Origin of the sequence: Enterobacter cloacae complex sp. P27C (assembly GCF_014895705.1) — a bacterium.
Taxonomy (GTDB): domain Bacteria; phylum Pseudomonadota; class Gammaproteobacteria; order Enterobacterales; family Enterobacteriaceae; genus Enterobacter; species Enterobacter bugandensis.
Map to the genome: position 1 here is coordinate 36,281 of NZ_JADBQB010000001.1, position 13,851 is coordinate 50,131.

The 13,851-nt window shown below is 56.1% G+C and carries 13 protein-coding genes; all 13 read left to right on the forward strand.

Annotated features, from left to right (window positions below; genetic code table 11):
- The first annotated feature begins 77 nt into the window (after window positions 1–77).
- Window positions 78–809 (forward strand): type II secretion system protein GspC, encoded by a 732-nt coding sequence (gspC, locus tag IM291_RS00210; RefSeq protein WP_041910664.1) that lies wholly within the window; start codon window positions 78–80, stop codon window positions 807–809.
- A gap of 13 nt (window positions 810–822) precedes the next feature.
- On the forward strand, window positions 823–2,757 hold the full coding sequence (gene gspD, locus IM291_RS00215; RefSeq protein WP_192985881.1) for a type II secretion system secretin GspD: 1,935 nt from the start codon (window positions 823–825) through the stop codon (window positions 2,755–2,757).
- 14 nt (window positions 2,758–2,771) lie between these two features.
- On the forward strand, window positions 2,772–4,250 hold the full coding sequence (gene gspE / locus IM291_RS00220; RefSeq protein ID WP_006809432.1) for a type II secretion system ATPase GspE: 1,479 nt from the start codon (window positions 2,772–2,774) through the stop codon (window positions 4,248–4,250).
- Entirely contained in the window at window positions 4,250–5,458 is a 1,209-nt protein-coding gene (gene gspF / locus IM291_RS00225; protein WP_045261802.1) for a type II secretion system inner membrane protein GspF, read from the forward strand. The genes gspE and gspF overlap by 1 nt, the downstream gene beginning before the upstream one ends.
- A 3-nt stretch (window positions 5,459–5,461) precedes the next feature.
- Window positions 5,462–5,911: a type II secretion system major pseudopilin GspG gene (gene gspG, locus IM291_RS00230; RefSeq protein WP_028012525.1), complete on the forward strand. Its 450-nt coding sequence runs from the start codon at window positions 5,462–5,464 to the stop codon at window positions 5,909–5,911.
- The gene (gene gspH / locus IM291_RS00235; protein ID WP_062936067.1) at window positions 5,911–6,396 is read left to right on the forward strand and encodes a type II secretion system minor pseudopilin GspH; all 486 of its coding nucleotides are present in this window, start codon (window positions 5,911–5,913) and stop codon (window positions 6,394–6,396) included. Before gspG ends, gspH begins: the two co-directional genes overlap by 1 nt.
- Window positions 6,389–6,766, forward strand: coding sequence for a type II secretion system minor pseudopilin GspI (gene gspI / locus IM291_RS00240; RefSeq protein ID WP_028012527.1), 378 nt, complete (start codon window positions 6,389–6,391; stop codon window positions 6,764–6,766). Before gspH ends, gspI begins: the two co-directional genes overlap by 8 nt.
- The gene (gspJ, locus tag IM291_RS00245) at window positions 6,763–7,398 is read left to right on the forward strand and encodes a type II secretion system minor pseudopilin GspJ (protein WP_048999352.1); all 636 of its coding nucleotides are present in this window, start codon (window positions 6,763–6,765) and stop codon (window positions 7,396–7,398) included. Before gspI ends, gspJ begins: the two co-directional genes overlap by 4 nt.
- Window positions 7,395–8,405, forward strand: coding sequence for a type II secretion system minor pseudopilin GspK (gspK, locus tag IM291_RS00250; protein ID WP_048959674.1), 1,011 nt, complete (start codon window positions 7,395–7,397; stop codon window positions 8,403–8,405). Before gspJ ends, gspK begins: the two co-directional genes overlap by 4 nt.
- 15 nt (window positions 8,406–8,420) lie before the next feature.
- A complete protein-coding gene (gene gspL, locus IM291_RS00255; RefSeq protein ID WP_192985882.1) occupies window positions 8,421–9,554 on the forward strand; it encodes a type II secretion system protein GspL in 1,134 nt (377 codons plus the stop codon).
- On the forward strand, window positions 9,551–10,036 hold the full coding sequence (gene gspM / locus IM291_RS00260) for a type II secretion system protein GspM (RefSeq protein WP_045261799.1): 486 nt from the start codon (window positions 9,551–9,553) through the stop codon (window positions 10,034–10,036). Before gspL ends, gspM begins: the two co-directional genes overlap by 4 nt.
- Window positions 10,033–10,830, forward strand: a complete 798-nt coding sequence (locus IM291_RS00265; protein ID WP_192985883.1) for an A24 family peptidase — start codon at window positions 10,033–10,035, stop codon at window positions 10,828–10,830. The genes gspM and IM291_RS00265 overlap by 4 nt, the downstream gene beginning before the upstream one ends.
- 255 nt (window positions 10,831–11,085) lie before the next feature.
- On the forward strand, window positions 11,086–13,791 hold the full coding sequence (locus tag IM291_RS00270; protein ID WP_192985884.1) for a glycosyl hydrolase family 18 protein: 2,706 nt from the start codon (window positions 11,086–11,088) through the stop codon (window positions 13,789–13,791).
- Window positions 13,792–13,851: the final 60 nt, after the last annotated feature.

The window sequence follows — 13,851 nt, forward strand, 5'->3', positions numbered from 1 at the left end:
TGCTTATTTCCGCTTTGCTAAAGGCCAGATGAAAAATGAGGTTCTCATTTCTGTCACGGTGGATAACGCCTTGTATTATGTTTGTGCTGTTAATTTTTTGCGGCCAGCAAGGCTATCTGACGTTTAAAGATTATAAAAAAGTTACGAATAAGTTGGCTAAATCTGATGAACAGCCGCTGAAAAATCGTCGTGAAGAAAAGACATTTACTCTGTTCACGGCTGCGGTGCGTCAGGATAACTTACCGGCTGCCGCGAAAGCCCCGCTGGCAGCGGAAATTGAAGGAATTGTCAGCAGTGACGATGCCTGGCTCTCCTTTGCGGTGATTAAAACCCCGGCAGGCCAGCGCAGCTATCGCGAAGGCGAGCCGCTGACCGGTTTTAACGATGCCTTTATTCAGGAAATTAACAAAGACAATGTGGTGGTTAATTACGAAGGTGCTACGCAGGTACTGGCGTTAAATAAGCCTGACTATTTTAAGGGCGGCGTTGACAGCGGCCCGGTAACCAAATCGACGAAAGATGCAGGCGCGGAAAGCGTGCATCTGGATGATTATCTGGTGTTAAAACCGGTAATCGAAAAAGGCCAACTGGAAGGCTACAACATCAATCCAAGGAATGCCTCAGCGTTCTTCAGCCATTCCGGGCTGGAAAAGGGCGACGTGGCTGTGAAAGTCAACTCTGTCGATATGACCGATGAAGCAAAGGCAAAAAGTATTATTGCCAACTGGTCGAAAATGAAAGAAGCGGAGGTCGTCGTCAGACGTCACGCTCACCTTGAAAATATTCGGGTTAATGTTCTAAACAATTAACAAGTGTACAGACATGAAGAAATTTCCTTGGGCGTGCGTGGCGCTGACCGCATTGTCGTTATATTCCAGTTCGCTGCTTGCAGCCAACTTTAGCGCGAGCTTTAAAAATACCGATATCCGCGAGTTTATCGATACGGTAGGCCGCAATCTTAACAAAACCATTCTCGTCGACCCGTCCGTTCAGGGTACGGTGTCGGTGAGAACCTATAACGTGCTGACGGAAGATGAGTATTACCAGTTCTTCCTGAGCGTGCTGGACCTGTACGGTCTGTCGGTGATCCCGATGGACAACGGCATGGTCAAAGTGGTGCGCTCAAGCGTAGCCCGCACCGCCGGGGCCCCGCTGGCCGACAGCAAAAATCCGGGCAAAGGCGATGAGATCATCACCCGCGTCGTGCGCATGGAAAACGTGCCGGTGCGTGAGCTGGCCCCGCTGCTGCGCCAGCTGAACGATGCCACCGGTATCGGTAACGTGGTGCATTTTGAGCCGTCGAACGTCCTGCTGTTAACCGGGAAAGCCTCGGTGGTGAACCGCCTGGTGGATCTGGTGCAGCGCGTCGACAGAGACGGCATTCAGCGTCGCGAAATCGTACCGCTGCGCTTTGCGTCCGCCAAAGAGCTCTCCGACATGTTGAACAACCTCAACAACGAAGAGCAGAAGGGGCAGAACGCGCCGCAGCTCGCCACCAAGGTGGTAGCGGATGACGAGACCAACAGCCTGGTGATCAGCGGTTCGGAAGATGCGCGCATGCGCACCCGTTCCCTGATCCATCAGCTGGATCGCGAGCAGAACAACGAGGGGAATACCCGCGTCTTCTACCTCAAATACGCCAGCGCCACCAAAGTGGTTCCGGTGCTGACCGGTATTGGCGAGCAGCTGAAAGACAAGGCGGGTGCGCCGAAGTCGAAAACCGCCACGTCGGCCAGCGATCTGAATATTAGCGCCGACGAGTCAACGAACTCGCTGGTGATCACCGCGCAGCCTAACGTGATGAACTCCCTGGAGAAGGTGATCGACAAGCTCGACATTCGCCGTCCGCAGGTACTGGTGGAAGCGATCATTGCTGAAGTGCAGGACGGTAACGGCCTGGATCTCGGCGTGCAGTGGACCAGCAAGCACGGCGGCGTGCAGTTCGGCTCAACCGGCCTGCCTATCAGCCAGATTAAAAACGGCACCATGAAGGGGGCAAGCTTCACTGGCCTGGCGACCGGTTTCTTCAACGGCGACTTCGGCGCCCTGATGACCGCGCTCTCCACCGACGGTAAAAACGACATTCTCTCCACGCCGAGCGTGGTCACGCTGGATAACAAAGAAGCGTCGTTTAACGTGGGCCAGGACGTGCCGGTCCTTGCCGGTTCGCAGACCACCAGCGGCGACAACGTCTTTAACTCCGTTGAGCGTAAGACCGTCGGTACCAAGCTGAAAATTGTGCCGCAGATTAACGACGGTGACATGATCCACCTGAAGATTGAGCAGGAAGTTTCCAGCGTTGACAACAGCGCGACGGAAGACGCCAGCCTCGGCCCAACCTTCAACACTCGCACCATCAATAACGAAGTGATGGTCCACAGTGGCCAGACGGTGGTGCTCGGCGGCCTGATGGAAAACGTCACCAAGCAGTCGGTTTCCAAAGTGCCGCTGCTCGGCGATATCCCGCTGGTGGGCCAGCTGTTCCGCTACACCTCGCAGGACACGTCGAAACGCAACCTGATGGTGTTTATCCATACCACCGTCCTGCGTGACGACGACAACTACAGCGCCGCGTCGAAAGAGAAATATGACCAGATCCGCGTTCGCCAGATGCAGCGCGTGGAGGAGAAAAAGCTCGGCATTATTGAGCCAGCGGATAACGCCATTCTGCCCGCGTTTCCGTCTGCCGACACTAAGACGGCCACCCATGCCGCACCGGTGAAAACCAGCGCGACACGCAATCCGTTTAAAGAGTAAGGCGGAGGGGCAACGTGGACGAACTGAGTAAAACACTGTGTAGCAGCAGCTACGCAAAAGATAACGGCGTTTTATTTTATAACAATGACGTCTATATCCGTGATGACACCCCGGCATTTGCACTGCTGGAAGTGCGCCGGGTGCTGGGACGCGCGTTCGTCCCGGTCACCCTCACGCCGGAAGCGTTTGACGAGATGCTGGCCAAAATCTGGCAGCAGAGCAGCGGCGTCTCGCAGCAGCTGGTGGACGATATGGACGCCGATATCGACCTGATGGCGTTAACCGAGGAGATCCCGGATAACGAAGATCTGCTCGATAACGACGAAAACTCGCCGGTAATCCGCCTGATCAACGCCATTCTCGGCGAGGCGGTGAAGGACGGCGCGTCGGATATTCATATCGAAACCTTCGAGCGCACGCTGAGCATTCGCTTCCGCGTTGACGGCGTGCTGCGCCCGGTGCTGCAGCCGGCGCGCAAGCTCGCGCCGCTGCTGGTATCGCGCATCAAGGTCATGTCAAAACTCGACATCGCCGAGAAGCGCCTGCCGCAGGATGGCCGTATCTCCCTGCGCATTGGCCGCAAGGCGATCGACGTGCGCGTCTCGACCATTCCGTCCCAGTACGGCGAGCGCGTGGTGATGCGTCTGCTCGATAAAAGCAATCTTAAGCCTGACATCAACAAGCTGGGCCTGATTGATGAAGAGCTGGAGAAGCTGAAAGGGCTGATTGACCGCCCGCACGGCATTATCCTGGTCACCGGGCCGACAGGCTCCGGTAAAAGTACCACCCTGTACGCCATTCTTTCGGCGCTGAACGGTCACGAACGCAACATTCTGACCGTAGAAGACCCGATTGAATACGAGCTGGAAGGGGTGGGACAGACGCAGGTTAACCCGCGCGTGGACATGACCTTTGCCCGAGGGCTGCGCGCCATTCTGCGTCAGGACCCGGACGTGGTGATGATCGGGGAAATTCGTGACGGTGAGACCGCGCAAATTGCGGTGCAGGCGTCGCTTACCGGTCACCTGGTCATGTCTACGCTGCACACCAACAGCGCCGCAGGGGCGATAACCCGCCTGCGGGATATGGGGCTGGAGTCCTTTTTAATCGGTTCATCGTTGCTCGGTGTCATTGCCCAGCGTCTGGTGCGTCGGCTGTGTACGCACTGCCGGACCACCAGTCCGCTGGATGCCAATGAAAAAGCGCTGTTCAGCTTTATGGACGCGCCGCCAAAAGCAATCTACCGCGCGGTGGGCTGTGAACACTGCCGCCAGAGCGGCTATCAGGGCCGGGCCGGTATTCATGAGTTCCTGGTGGTGGACAGCACCATGCGCCGCGCCATTCATGAAGATAAGGACGAAATGTCCATCGAGACGCAGCTCTTTAAGCAGGCTTACAGCCTGCGTGAAAACGGGCTGCTGAAGGTGATTAGCGGCGTGACCTCGCTGGAAGAGGTGATGCGCGTCACCGCCGAGCGTGGGGGGGATGCGTAATGGCCTTCTACGCCTGGACCGCAACGGACGGCGCGGGGAAAACCCAGCGCGGCACGCTGCAGGCCGAGGGGCAAAAGCAGGTTCGCCAGTGGCTTCGCGAGCAAAAGCTGATGCCCGTCAGCATCAACGAAACCCGCGAGGCGGCGGCGTCCGGTAAAGCGAAAACCGGCGCAAAGCTCTCCACGCCGGTGCTGTCGATGTTTACCCGCCAGCTTTCGACGCTGGTCAACGCCGCGCTGCCGCTGGAAAGCGCCCTGAAGGCTATCTCGAAGCAGACGGAGGACAAAAAGCTGGCGGCGATGGTGGTGGAGATCCGCGAGAAAGTAGTGGAAGGCCACACGCTGTTCGACGCGTTTAGCCAGTTCCCGCGCACCTTCGACAAGCTCTACTGCACCCTGGTGATGGCCGGCGAAAAAACCGGCCACCTGGGCGACGTGCTGGAGAAGCTGGCGGAGTACAACGAGCAGCGCCAGAAGATGAAAAGCAAGCTGACGCAGGCGATGGTCTACCCGATTACCCTGACCGTGGTCGCCATCGCGGTCATCAGCATTCTGCTGGTGGCGGTGGTGCCGCAGGTGATCGAGCAGTTCACCCACATGAAGCAGCAGCTGCCGATCACCACCCGCACGCTGATTGCGGTGAGTGATTTTCTGCAGGCGTACGGGATCTACATCGTGGGGATCCTCGGCGGCGGGTTTGTCGGCTTTAAGACCTGGCTGAGAAACGCCAAAAACCGTTTTCGCTGGCACAGCTGGCTGGTGAACGGATCGCCGATCAAAAAGCTGGTGTGCGCCATCAACAGCGCCCGCTACATCCGTACCCTGAGCATTCTTCAGGCCAGCAGCGTGCCGCTGCTGGAGGGGATGTATATCGCGATGGACGGTATCGAAAACCTCTATGCCCGGCAGGTGCTGGAGCAGGCGGCGGATACCGTGCGCCAGGGGGCATCGCTCTATGCCGCGCTGGAACAGGCGAAATTATTCCCGCCAACCATGCTGTATATGATTGCCTCCGGCGAAGAGAGCGGGGAATTAGGCAATTTAATGGACCGCGCGGCGGAAAACCAGGAATCGGCATTGCAGCATCGAATTACATTAACGCTGTCGGTATTTGAACCGGCGCTGGTGGTATCCATGGCGACGATTGTTTTATTCATCGTGCTGTCAATATTACAACCGCTTCTGCAACTTAATAATATGGTAGGTTAAATCATGGCTTTAAAACGTAAAAACCTGGCGCGTCAGGCGGGTTTCACCTTGCTCGAATTAATGGTGGTCATTGTTATTCTCGGCGTACTGGCGAGCATGGTGGTGCCAAACTTAATGGGCAATAAAGAAAAAGCAGATACGCAAAAAGCAACCAGCGATATTGTCGCGCTCGAAGGTTCGCTGGATATGTATAAGCTGGATAACCACCGCTACCCGACAACCGAGCAGGGCTTACAGGCGCTGGTAACCAAGCCTGAAATCGCGCCAATCCCGAACGGCTACCGTGCTGATGGCTATATCCGTCGCCTGCCGCAGGACCCGTGGGGCGGAGATTATATTCTGGTTAGCCCGGGCGAACACGGCGCGGTCGACGTATTCTCCGCCGGTCCGGACGGTGAAGCCAATACCGCCGATGATATTACGAACTGGTCTCTGGATAAGAAAGAGAAATAATGAATAAACAACGCGGCTTTACGTTGCTGGAAATTATTCTGGCGCTGGTGATATTTGCCAGCTGCGCCATGATGGTGGTGTCAACCATACCCTCACGCAGCGGTGCGGATATATTTGGCCAGCAATTAAAAGCCCTCGTTGATTATGGTTCAGACCGTGCGGTGATGGACGGAAATATCGTCGGGCTGGTCATCACGACGGATAATTATCAGCTGGTGACGCTCGATGATAAAAACGGCGAACGTCACTGGGTGCCGTTATCCGCCGGGCGTATTACCACCAAAGGCGATTTCCCGGAAGAGATGCACGTTTCGCTCTCGCCCCAGCGCCTTGCCGCCACGGTAAGCGCCGATCCGCAGGTGCTCTTTTTACCGGACGGCGAAATCAGCCGCTTCACGCTGACGCTGCAAAGCTATGACAAACAGCACCATTTCCGCGTGGTGTCGCAAGGCGCTGCGCCTGTATCGGTAGAGAACGATGGCTAACGGCAAAAAGCAAAAGGGGATGACGCTGCTGGAGGTGATGGTCGCGCTGGTGATCTTCTCCACCGCCGCGCTGGCGCTGATGAACTCCGTCTCCCTGAACGTGCGTTTCACTCACGGCCTGGCCGACACGCTGCAGGCCAGCTGGGTGGCGGAAAATCAGCTGGCGGAAGCGCAGCTCACGAAAACCGACTTCCCGGACGCCGAGGCGCAGGGGACGGAAATCATGGGCGGGCGCAGCTGGAACTGGCGCAAGCAGCGGGTGAAAACCGCCGACAACGGCTGGGCGAACGCCATTCGCGTCTACGCGGAAGGGGACGACAGCCAGCCGGTTATCGCTTTGCAGATCGTTCCGCCGGGAGAGAGCAAGTGAAAAAAACGCGACGCCAGCGCGGGTTTACCCTGCTGGAGATCATGATTGCCCTGACCATTTTCGCGGTGATCAGCACCCTGGCCTGGCAAATTCTGGACGGCGCAATGCGCACCAGTTCGGCAACCGACGCCAGCGCCGCGAAGCTCAATCAGCTGCAGCGGGCCTGGAATCTGATGGAGCGCGATTTCTACCAGCTGCAGGCGCGCGCCCCGCGTAACGAGCCGGATCTGTTTCGTCAGGTGGATGATGCGCTTGAGCTGACCACGCTGAATGGCGTGAGCGGAACGATCCAGCTGGAGCGTGTGCGCTGGCGCCTGGAAGAGGGGCATCTGTATCGCGACGTCTGGCCGGTGATTGATGGCCCGGTGGACGCGAAGCCCGATGAAGTGCCGATTGTCAGTGAGGTGAAATCGCTGCAGTGGCGTTTTTACCGTCAGGGCTGGCAGAAAAGCTGGAGCGACCCGGCGCATCTGCCGGACGGCGTGGAGCTGACGCTGACCATGGAAAACGGCGATACCTGGCGCTGGGTCTTTACGACCCCGGGCGATATGCCTGAAGCGGCGGCACCAGCGCCCGCCGCTGCGCCAGAGACCGCGCCTGCGCCGTTGCCGGCACCGGAAGCAAAATCATGAGTGCATTACGTAAACAGAAAGGGGTAGCGCTGCTGGTGGTGCTGATCCTGCTGGTCATGATGTCGGCGCTGGCCGCCAAAATTAGCCAGCAGTTCTGTCGCAATCTGCAGAAAACCCATTATCAGGTCAGCCAGCAGCAGTTGCGCTGGGCGATGCAGGCGCAGGAGAAGGTGGTGAAAGATCGCCTGCAGACCGACGCCACCGGTGAAAACAAGGCTCTGAACCTTGACGGCGACTGGCACCAGCCGCTGGAGACGCGGGGCGAAGATTACACGGTGGTCAGCCAGGTGGAAGACGCGCAGGACTGCTTTAACGTCAATAACCTGCTGGCCGCAGAGAAAATACCACAGGGGCAAAACGCGCCCGCCGTGCCGGAAAAACCGCGCAACGAGCAGATTGTTGAACAGATCCTGACGGAAAGTGGCATCAGCCACACTACGGCAGAAGAGGTGTATCAACAGCTGGTGGACTATCTCGATGGCGACGCGACGACGGTCAAAGACGGTGCAGAGAGCGATGCCTGGGCGGGCGTCGTGCCCGCCCGACAGCCCGCGAACCAGATGATGCGCACCATTGCTGAGATCAAACAGCTGCCCGCGTTCCCGGTAGCGGCATATCCGAAGGTGAGCAAGCTGCTCTGCGCGCTGCCGGACTCTGCCAGCAAGGTGGATGTGAACACCCTGAAACCGGAACAGGCCGCCTTACTGGCCGCCCTGTTCCCCGGAAAATTAACGGAAGATGATGCCGTTCGCCTGATTGATTCGCGTCCAGAAACCGGCTGGGAAAATATGGAAACCTTCAGCAAAGCGCTGGAGCAGACCTTCCCGCAGTTGAAAGACGATCTCCCGCAGGTGGCTGAGCTTCTCTCCATCAGCAGCCGGTATTTCCGCGTGAACTATACCGGCAATACCGATGAATTAACGCTTCGCGTGGTTAGCCAGCTTCAGGTCAATAACGAGGCCGGTGAGATCGTGACGTGGCAACGTCGTTACCGAATGATTGAATAAGAAAAGTAGATCGCTATGAAACAGGTACTTTTTGTTCGTCCCGATAACCGCGAGGGCGGGAAAATAATGGGGTGTGTCTCCGGCAGCCAGCAGGTTGAGACGCTGGAGAGCCTGGACGCGCTGGCGGACCACCCACTGGCGGCCCGTGTTTGTTTGCTGCTGCCCGCCAGCAGCATGATCTTCCGCCATTTTACGCTGCCGAAGAAAGTCGCCTCTCAGGCGACGGCATTCTCCTGGATGGCGGAAGAGACGCTGATTGGCGAGGTGGATAATCTCCACTGGACGGTGCTGAACAAAAAAGGCGCTGAGGTTGATGCGGTGGCGATAGACGCCGATCTGCTGCGCGGGTGGTTAAGCCGCTGTCAGGAGGCGGGGTTAAAAGTGATCCAGGTGCTGCCGGATGCCTGGCTACTGCCCGTGACGGCTGGCGGAAGTACTCTTGTCGCTCAGGACGACGGCTACTGGCTACGTTTATCACCGCATGTTGCCAGCGAAATGGAAGCGAGCCTGCTGCCGCTTCTGATTCAGAAGGCCGGAGAGGGGGAGGTGTGCTGTTACGGCGAAGCGCCTGCTGGTGTGGACGTCGACATTGCCCAGCCCTGGCAGCATCCGCTGGTGCTGATCCAGCCGCAGTGGCAGGCCTGTCGCGTGAATCTGCTTCACGGTGAATTCAGTCTTAAGGCCGGTAACGGGCGTGGCGCGAAAAGCATGAAAGCCGCAGTGGCGATTGCGGGCCTGCTGTCCGTTGGCCTGCTGCTGGGGCCGCGCGTTGCGATGGCCTGGATGCTGGTGCAGCAGGAAAACCAGATACAGGAGGAGATCCTCCAGGTGTATAAGCACCATTTCCCCAGCATGCGTCACCAGACCAATATCAAATATCACTTTGGTCAGAACGTCAAAAAACAGAGTAAGGGGATCTTCCTTCAGCTGGACGAGCTGGCGGCCGCCCGGCAGTCAGTGCCTGCGATGGAAATCGATCTGCTGGAATACGATGCGCAGCAAAACACGCTGACGCTGAGCGTCAGCGCGCAAAACCAGCCCGCGTTGCAGGCGTTTGTTAACCAGACCCGTGAGAATTTCGATTTTACCTTACAGCCTGTTTCAACCACCGAACCCTATACCGCCATGATCGCAGGGAAACATAAATGAAAGAGCGAATCGCGCAGCTGAAATCACGCTACCAGAACTACAGCGCCCGGGAGAAAGTTATTTTAAAACTCTGCATCGTTGCCCTGCTTGGGGCTGCAGTGTATTACGCAGGAGTCATCCCTTTGGATAATATGATTCAAAATAGTAAATCGACGCTTAAAAGACAAAAAGAGACGCTTAACTGGATGCGCAATGAAATTGATAAAAATCATCTTCAGGTTCAGTTAGTCAAAACGGATAATCCTCGCACGGTGGTCGAGAAAAGCGCTAATGAAATTAACCTGTCGCTGACGGACGTCCGCCAGGAGGGACAAACTTTATCGTTCGTGGTTAATCGGGTAAATGTTTATGAATTAAAAAACTGGCTGCGCGAAATTAATCAAACCTCCGGCGTCAGATTGCAAAAAATAAACCTTACGCCGGTTGACCATCTCAGCGATGTAAAAGCGCAGGTGCAGCTCACCTGGGCAAAAAACGCATGAATACCTTCTCGCTGATCCGGGAGGCCTGCCCGGTTAGTTTTCCGATAATGAGTGCGATCCTGGGCGGGATTATGGGCAGTTTTCTTGGCGTTGTTGCCGAGCGCCTGCCGGGGATCGTGATGGATGAAGAGGGAAGCGGCAATCTGCTCTTTCCTGCCTCGCACTGTCCGGTGTGCCAGCACACGCTTGCTGCATGGGAAAATATCCCCCTGGTCAGCTGGCTGTTATTACGGGGACGCTGCCACCAGTGCGGCACGACCATCCCGCTGCGGTTATTTTTGATCGAATTTTTCTCGGCGCTGTTTTTTGGCGTTACGGCCTGGTGCATGCCGGACGTTCAGGGGTTGTTTTCGCTGTGGTTACTCGCGCTGTTTTTACTGCCACTGGCGATGATCGACTGGCAGCATCAGCTTCTCCCGGACTGCCTGACCCAGCCGCTGTTGTGGGCAGGTCTCTTACTCCATGTATTTGACCACAGATTGCCGTTGCAGGACGCACTGTTCGGTGCGGTAGCGGGCTATCTGTCGCTCTGGCTGCTCTACTGGGCCTTTCGCCTGCTGACCGGGCGGGAAGGGCTGGGCTACGGCGATTTTAAGCTGCTGGCGGCCTTAGGTGCCTGGTGCGGCTGGCAGGCGCTGCCTTCAATTGAACTTGCCGCAGCGTTGAGCGGTATCGCGGGCTATTTCGCGTTAAATAATTTAAATAAAAATAACCTCACTATTTCTTTCGGACCCTATCTGTCATTTGCTGGAATAGTCGTGTTTATTGGACAGCAGTTTGCTTTCATATTTTAAATATACAGGTCAAGTTTTTTTATAAGTTTTTTTGACGGTGGAAGAGAAGGATGTCTCTTTGCGCTCAGTGTATCGTAAAAGATATAAGCTACACGGAATTTGGGCTTGTATCTTTTTATGGAGGAATACAACGCAGCAAAACGTTTTTTGTCACGGTTTTCAGGTTGGTTAAATACGCATTACGCAAATAGACTCCATGCTCTCAAGGAAGACATGGATTATTACGTTACGAATAAATTTATCAGGAAATAAAAAATGAAATTTATGAAGCCTAAATATCTGGCGCTTTTTGTTGCAGCCGCAACAAGCTCAGTATTTGCAGCGGCGCCGGGTACACCGTCAATTACATCAGGCAATGATAAGTTTGCGCTGGTAGAGGTGGATCAGGCGGCACAGGACTACAACAACCTCATCAAAGTGCATAAAGATGGCGTTGACGTGAAGGTGGAGTGGAACGTCTGGAGCGGCGATGCCCCAACGTCTGCAAAAGTTTTGCTGGACGGCAAGACCGTCTGGACCGGTGCGGGTAGTGCCGCAGGCTCTGCGACCTTTAAAGTGAAGAAAGGCGGACGCTATCAGGAGCAGGTTGAGCTGTGTAACGACAGCGGCTGCACCAAGAGCGCCAGCAAGCTGATCATCGTGGCGGACACCGACGGTAGCCACCTGCTTCCTCTGAACACCCCGCTGCTGGAAAACAACAAAGCGTTCGCGCAGCACACCGATAAAGTGGTTGGCGCTTACTTCCCTGAGTGGGGCGTGTACGACCGTAACTTCTCGGCAGACAAAATTCCTGTCGCGAACATTAACCACCTGCTGTACGGCTTCATTCCAATCTGTGGCGGCGACGGCATTAACGACAGCGCCAAATCCTCCGGCGCGCTGGAGTCTCTGAAACGCGCCTGTCAGGGCCGCCAGGACTACACCGTGGCGATCCACGACCCGTGGGCTGCGCTGCAAAAACCTCAGCAGGGCGTAAGCAACTGGGACGACCCGTACAAAGGCAACTACGGCCAGCTGATGGCGATGAAAAAAGCCCATCCTGATCTGAAAATCCTGCCATCCGTAGGCGGCTGGACTCTGTCTGACCCGTTCTATCAGATGGATAACAAAGTGCTGCGCGACCGCTTCGTTGCGTCCGTTAAAGACTTCCTGACCACCTGGAAAGTGTTCGACGGTGTGGATATCGACTGGGAATTCCCGGGCGGCGGCGGTGAGAACGCCAAGCTGGGTAACCCGCAGACCGACAAAGCGACTTACACCGCGCTGATGCATGACCTGCGTCAGATGCTGAACGAGCTGTCTGCGGAAACTGGCCGTACCTACGAGCTGACCACGGCAATCGGTGCAGGTAAAGATAAGATCGAAGACGTGGACTACAACACCGCGCAGCAGTACATCGACCATATCTTCCTGATGAGCTACGACTTCTACGGTGCGTGGAGTAATACCGATTTGGGTCACCAGACCGCGCTGTACGGTGCGTCCTGGAAACCAGATACCAACTACACCACCGATAACGCAGTGAAAGAGATGCTGGCGCAGGGCGTTCAGCCTGGCAAGATCGTCGTCGGTGCGGGCATGTATGGCCGCGGCTGGACCGGCGTTCACGGTTACACGGGTGACAATCCATTCACCGGTACCGCGACGGGTCCAATCAAAGGGACATGGGAAAACGGTATTGTTGACTACCGTCAGATTGTAAACCAGATGCTGGGCAAACCAGGCTGGGAATACAAATACGACGAAGCAGCAGAAGCGCCGTACGTGTTCAACAAATCCACCGGTGAGCTGGTGACATACGATAACGCCCGTTCCGTCAATGCGAAAGGCAAATACGTGCTGAGCAAAAACCTGGGTGGTTTGTTCGCATGGTCTATCGAATCCGATAACGGCGATATCCTGAATGCCATGAACGAAAGCCTGCTGGGCGGCAGCTCTACGCCTGTTGAGCCGGTTGTAACCAACCATGCGCCGGTCGCTTCTGCAACCGACATGACGGTAACGGGCCCGGCGACTGTCATGCTCGATGGCTCAGCCTCCAGCGACCAGGACGGCGATGCGCTGACCTATAAATGGACGCAGGTTTCCGGCGCCACCGTGACCCTGGCGAACAGCACCAAAGCGAAAGCCAGCTTCAGCGTACCGGCCGTGACCAGCGATCAGAACCTGGTGTTCCGCCTGACCGTGACCGACGCGAAAGGGTTGAGCAACGCTATCGACGTACAGGTAGTGAACAAAGCGCCTAAGGCCAACCAGGCTCCGGTGATCAATGCTATGGAATCCGTTACCGTTGAATCCGGTGAAGCGATTTCTCTGCATGCACAAGCCTCCGATCCTGATGGCGATGCGCTGACCTACAGCTGGAGCGTACCGGCTGATATGAACGCAACGGGTACCGATACTGCTAACGTTCGCATCACTGCGCCAGAGGTGAACAATACCTCTTCTTACACGCTGAGCGTTGTTGTGACGGATGGTAAAACCAGCGTGCAGTCTAACGTGCAGGTAACTGTGAATCCAAAACCGGCTGACGTAACGCCACCGGCTGATGAGGTGACCCCTCCGGCTGACGATGTGACCCCTCCGGCTGATGATGTGACTCCGCCATCTGACGAAGGTTCTGCAACCGGTAGCTGCGACGCGCCTGTCGATGCTAACGCCAGCAAATATGCTGCGTGGGATGCCAGCAAAATCTACAACAATGGCGATACCGTAAGCTTCGACCATCTGGTGTGGAAAGCGAAGTACTGGACGCAGGGCAACCAGCCTGGCTTCGGTGTGGATGCATGGGAACTGGTGAGCAACGTGAAGATGAACTGGCGTTCTGACCTGGTCTATAACGGCGGTGATACCACCACTTACCAGGGCAGCGTTTACCGTGCCAAATGGTGGACCCGTGGTGATAACCCGGCTAACAGCGATGTATGGGTAAAAGAAGGCGCAGCAACAGACTGCAAATAATCTAGCCCAATAAATGCTCCCCCCTTATTGGGGGGAGCAATTCAAACTTCATTTTACAGG

Bases quoted from the DNA above. Each gene is read 5' to 3' on its own strand.
- gspG (WP_028012525.1), top strand. From the start codon at position 5,462: ATGGCTTTAAAACGTAAAAACCTGGCGCGTCAGGCGGGTTTCACCTTG.
- gspL (WP_192985882.1), top strand. From the start codon at position 8,421: ATGAAACAGGTACTTTTTGTTCGTCCCGATAACCGCGAGGGCGGGAAA.
- gspH (WP_062936067.1), top strand. From the start codon at position 5,911: ATGAATAAACAACGCGGCTTTACGTTGCTGGAAATTATTCTGGCGCTG.
- gspI (WP_028012527.1), top strand. From the start codon at position 6,389: ATGGCTAACGGCAAAAAGCAAAAGGGGATGACGCTGCTGGAGGTGATG.
- IM291_RS00270 (WP_192985884.1), top strand. From the start codon at position 11,086: ATGAAATTTATGAAGCCTAAATATCTGGCGCTTTTTGTTGCAGCCGCA.
- gspM (WP_045261799.1), top strand. From the start codon at position 9,551: ATGAAAGAGCGAATCGCGCAGCTGAAATCACGCTACCAGAACTACAGC.
- gspC (WP_041910664.1), top strand. From the start codon at position 78: ATGTTTGTGCTGTTAATTTTTTGCGGCCAGCAAGGCTATCTGACGTTT.
- gspD (WP_192985881.1), top strand. From the start codon at position 823: ATGAAGAAATTTCCTTGGGCGTGCGTGGCGCTGACCGCATTGTCGTTA.
- gspK (WP_048959674.1), top strand. From the start codon at position 7,395: ATGAGTGCATTACGTAAACAGAAAGGGGTAGCGCTGCTGGTGGTGCTG.
- IM291_RS00265 (WP_192985883.1), top strand. From the start codon at position 10,033: ATGAATACCTTCTCGCTGATCCGGGAGGCCTGCCCGGTTAGTTTTCCG.
- gspF (WP_045261802.1), top strand. From the start codon at position 4,250: ATGGCCTTCTACGCCTGGACCGCAACGGACGGCGCGGGGAAAACCCAG.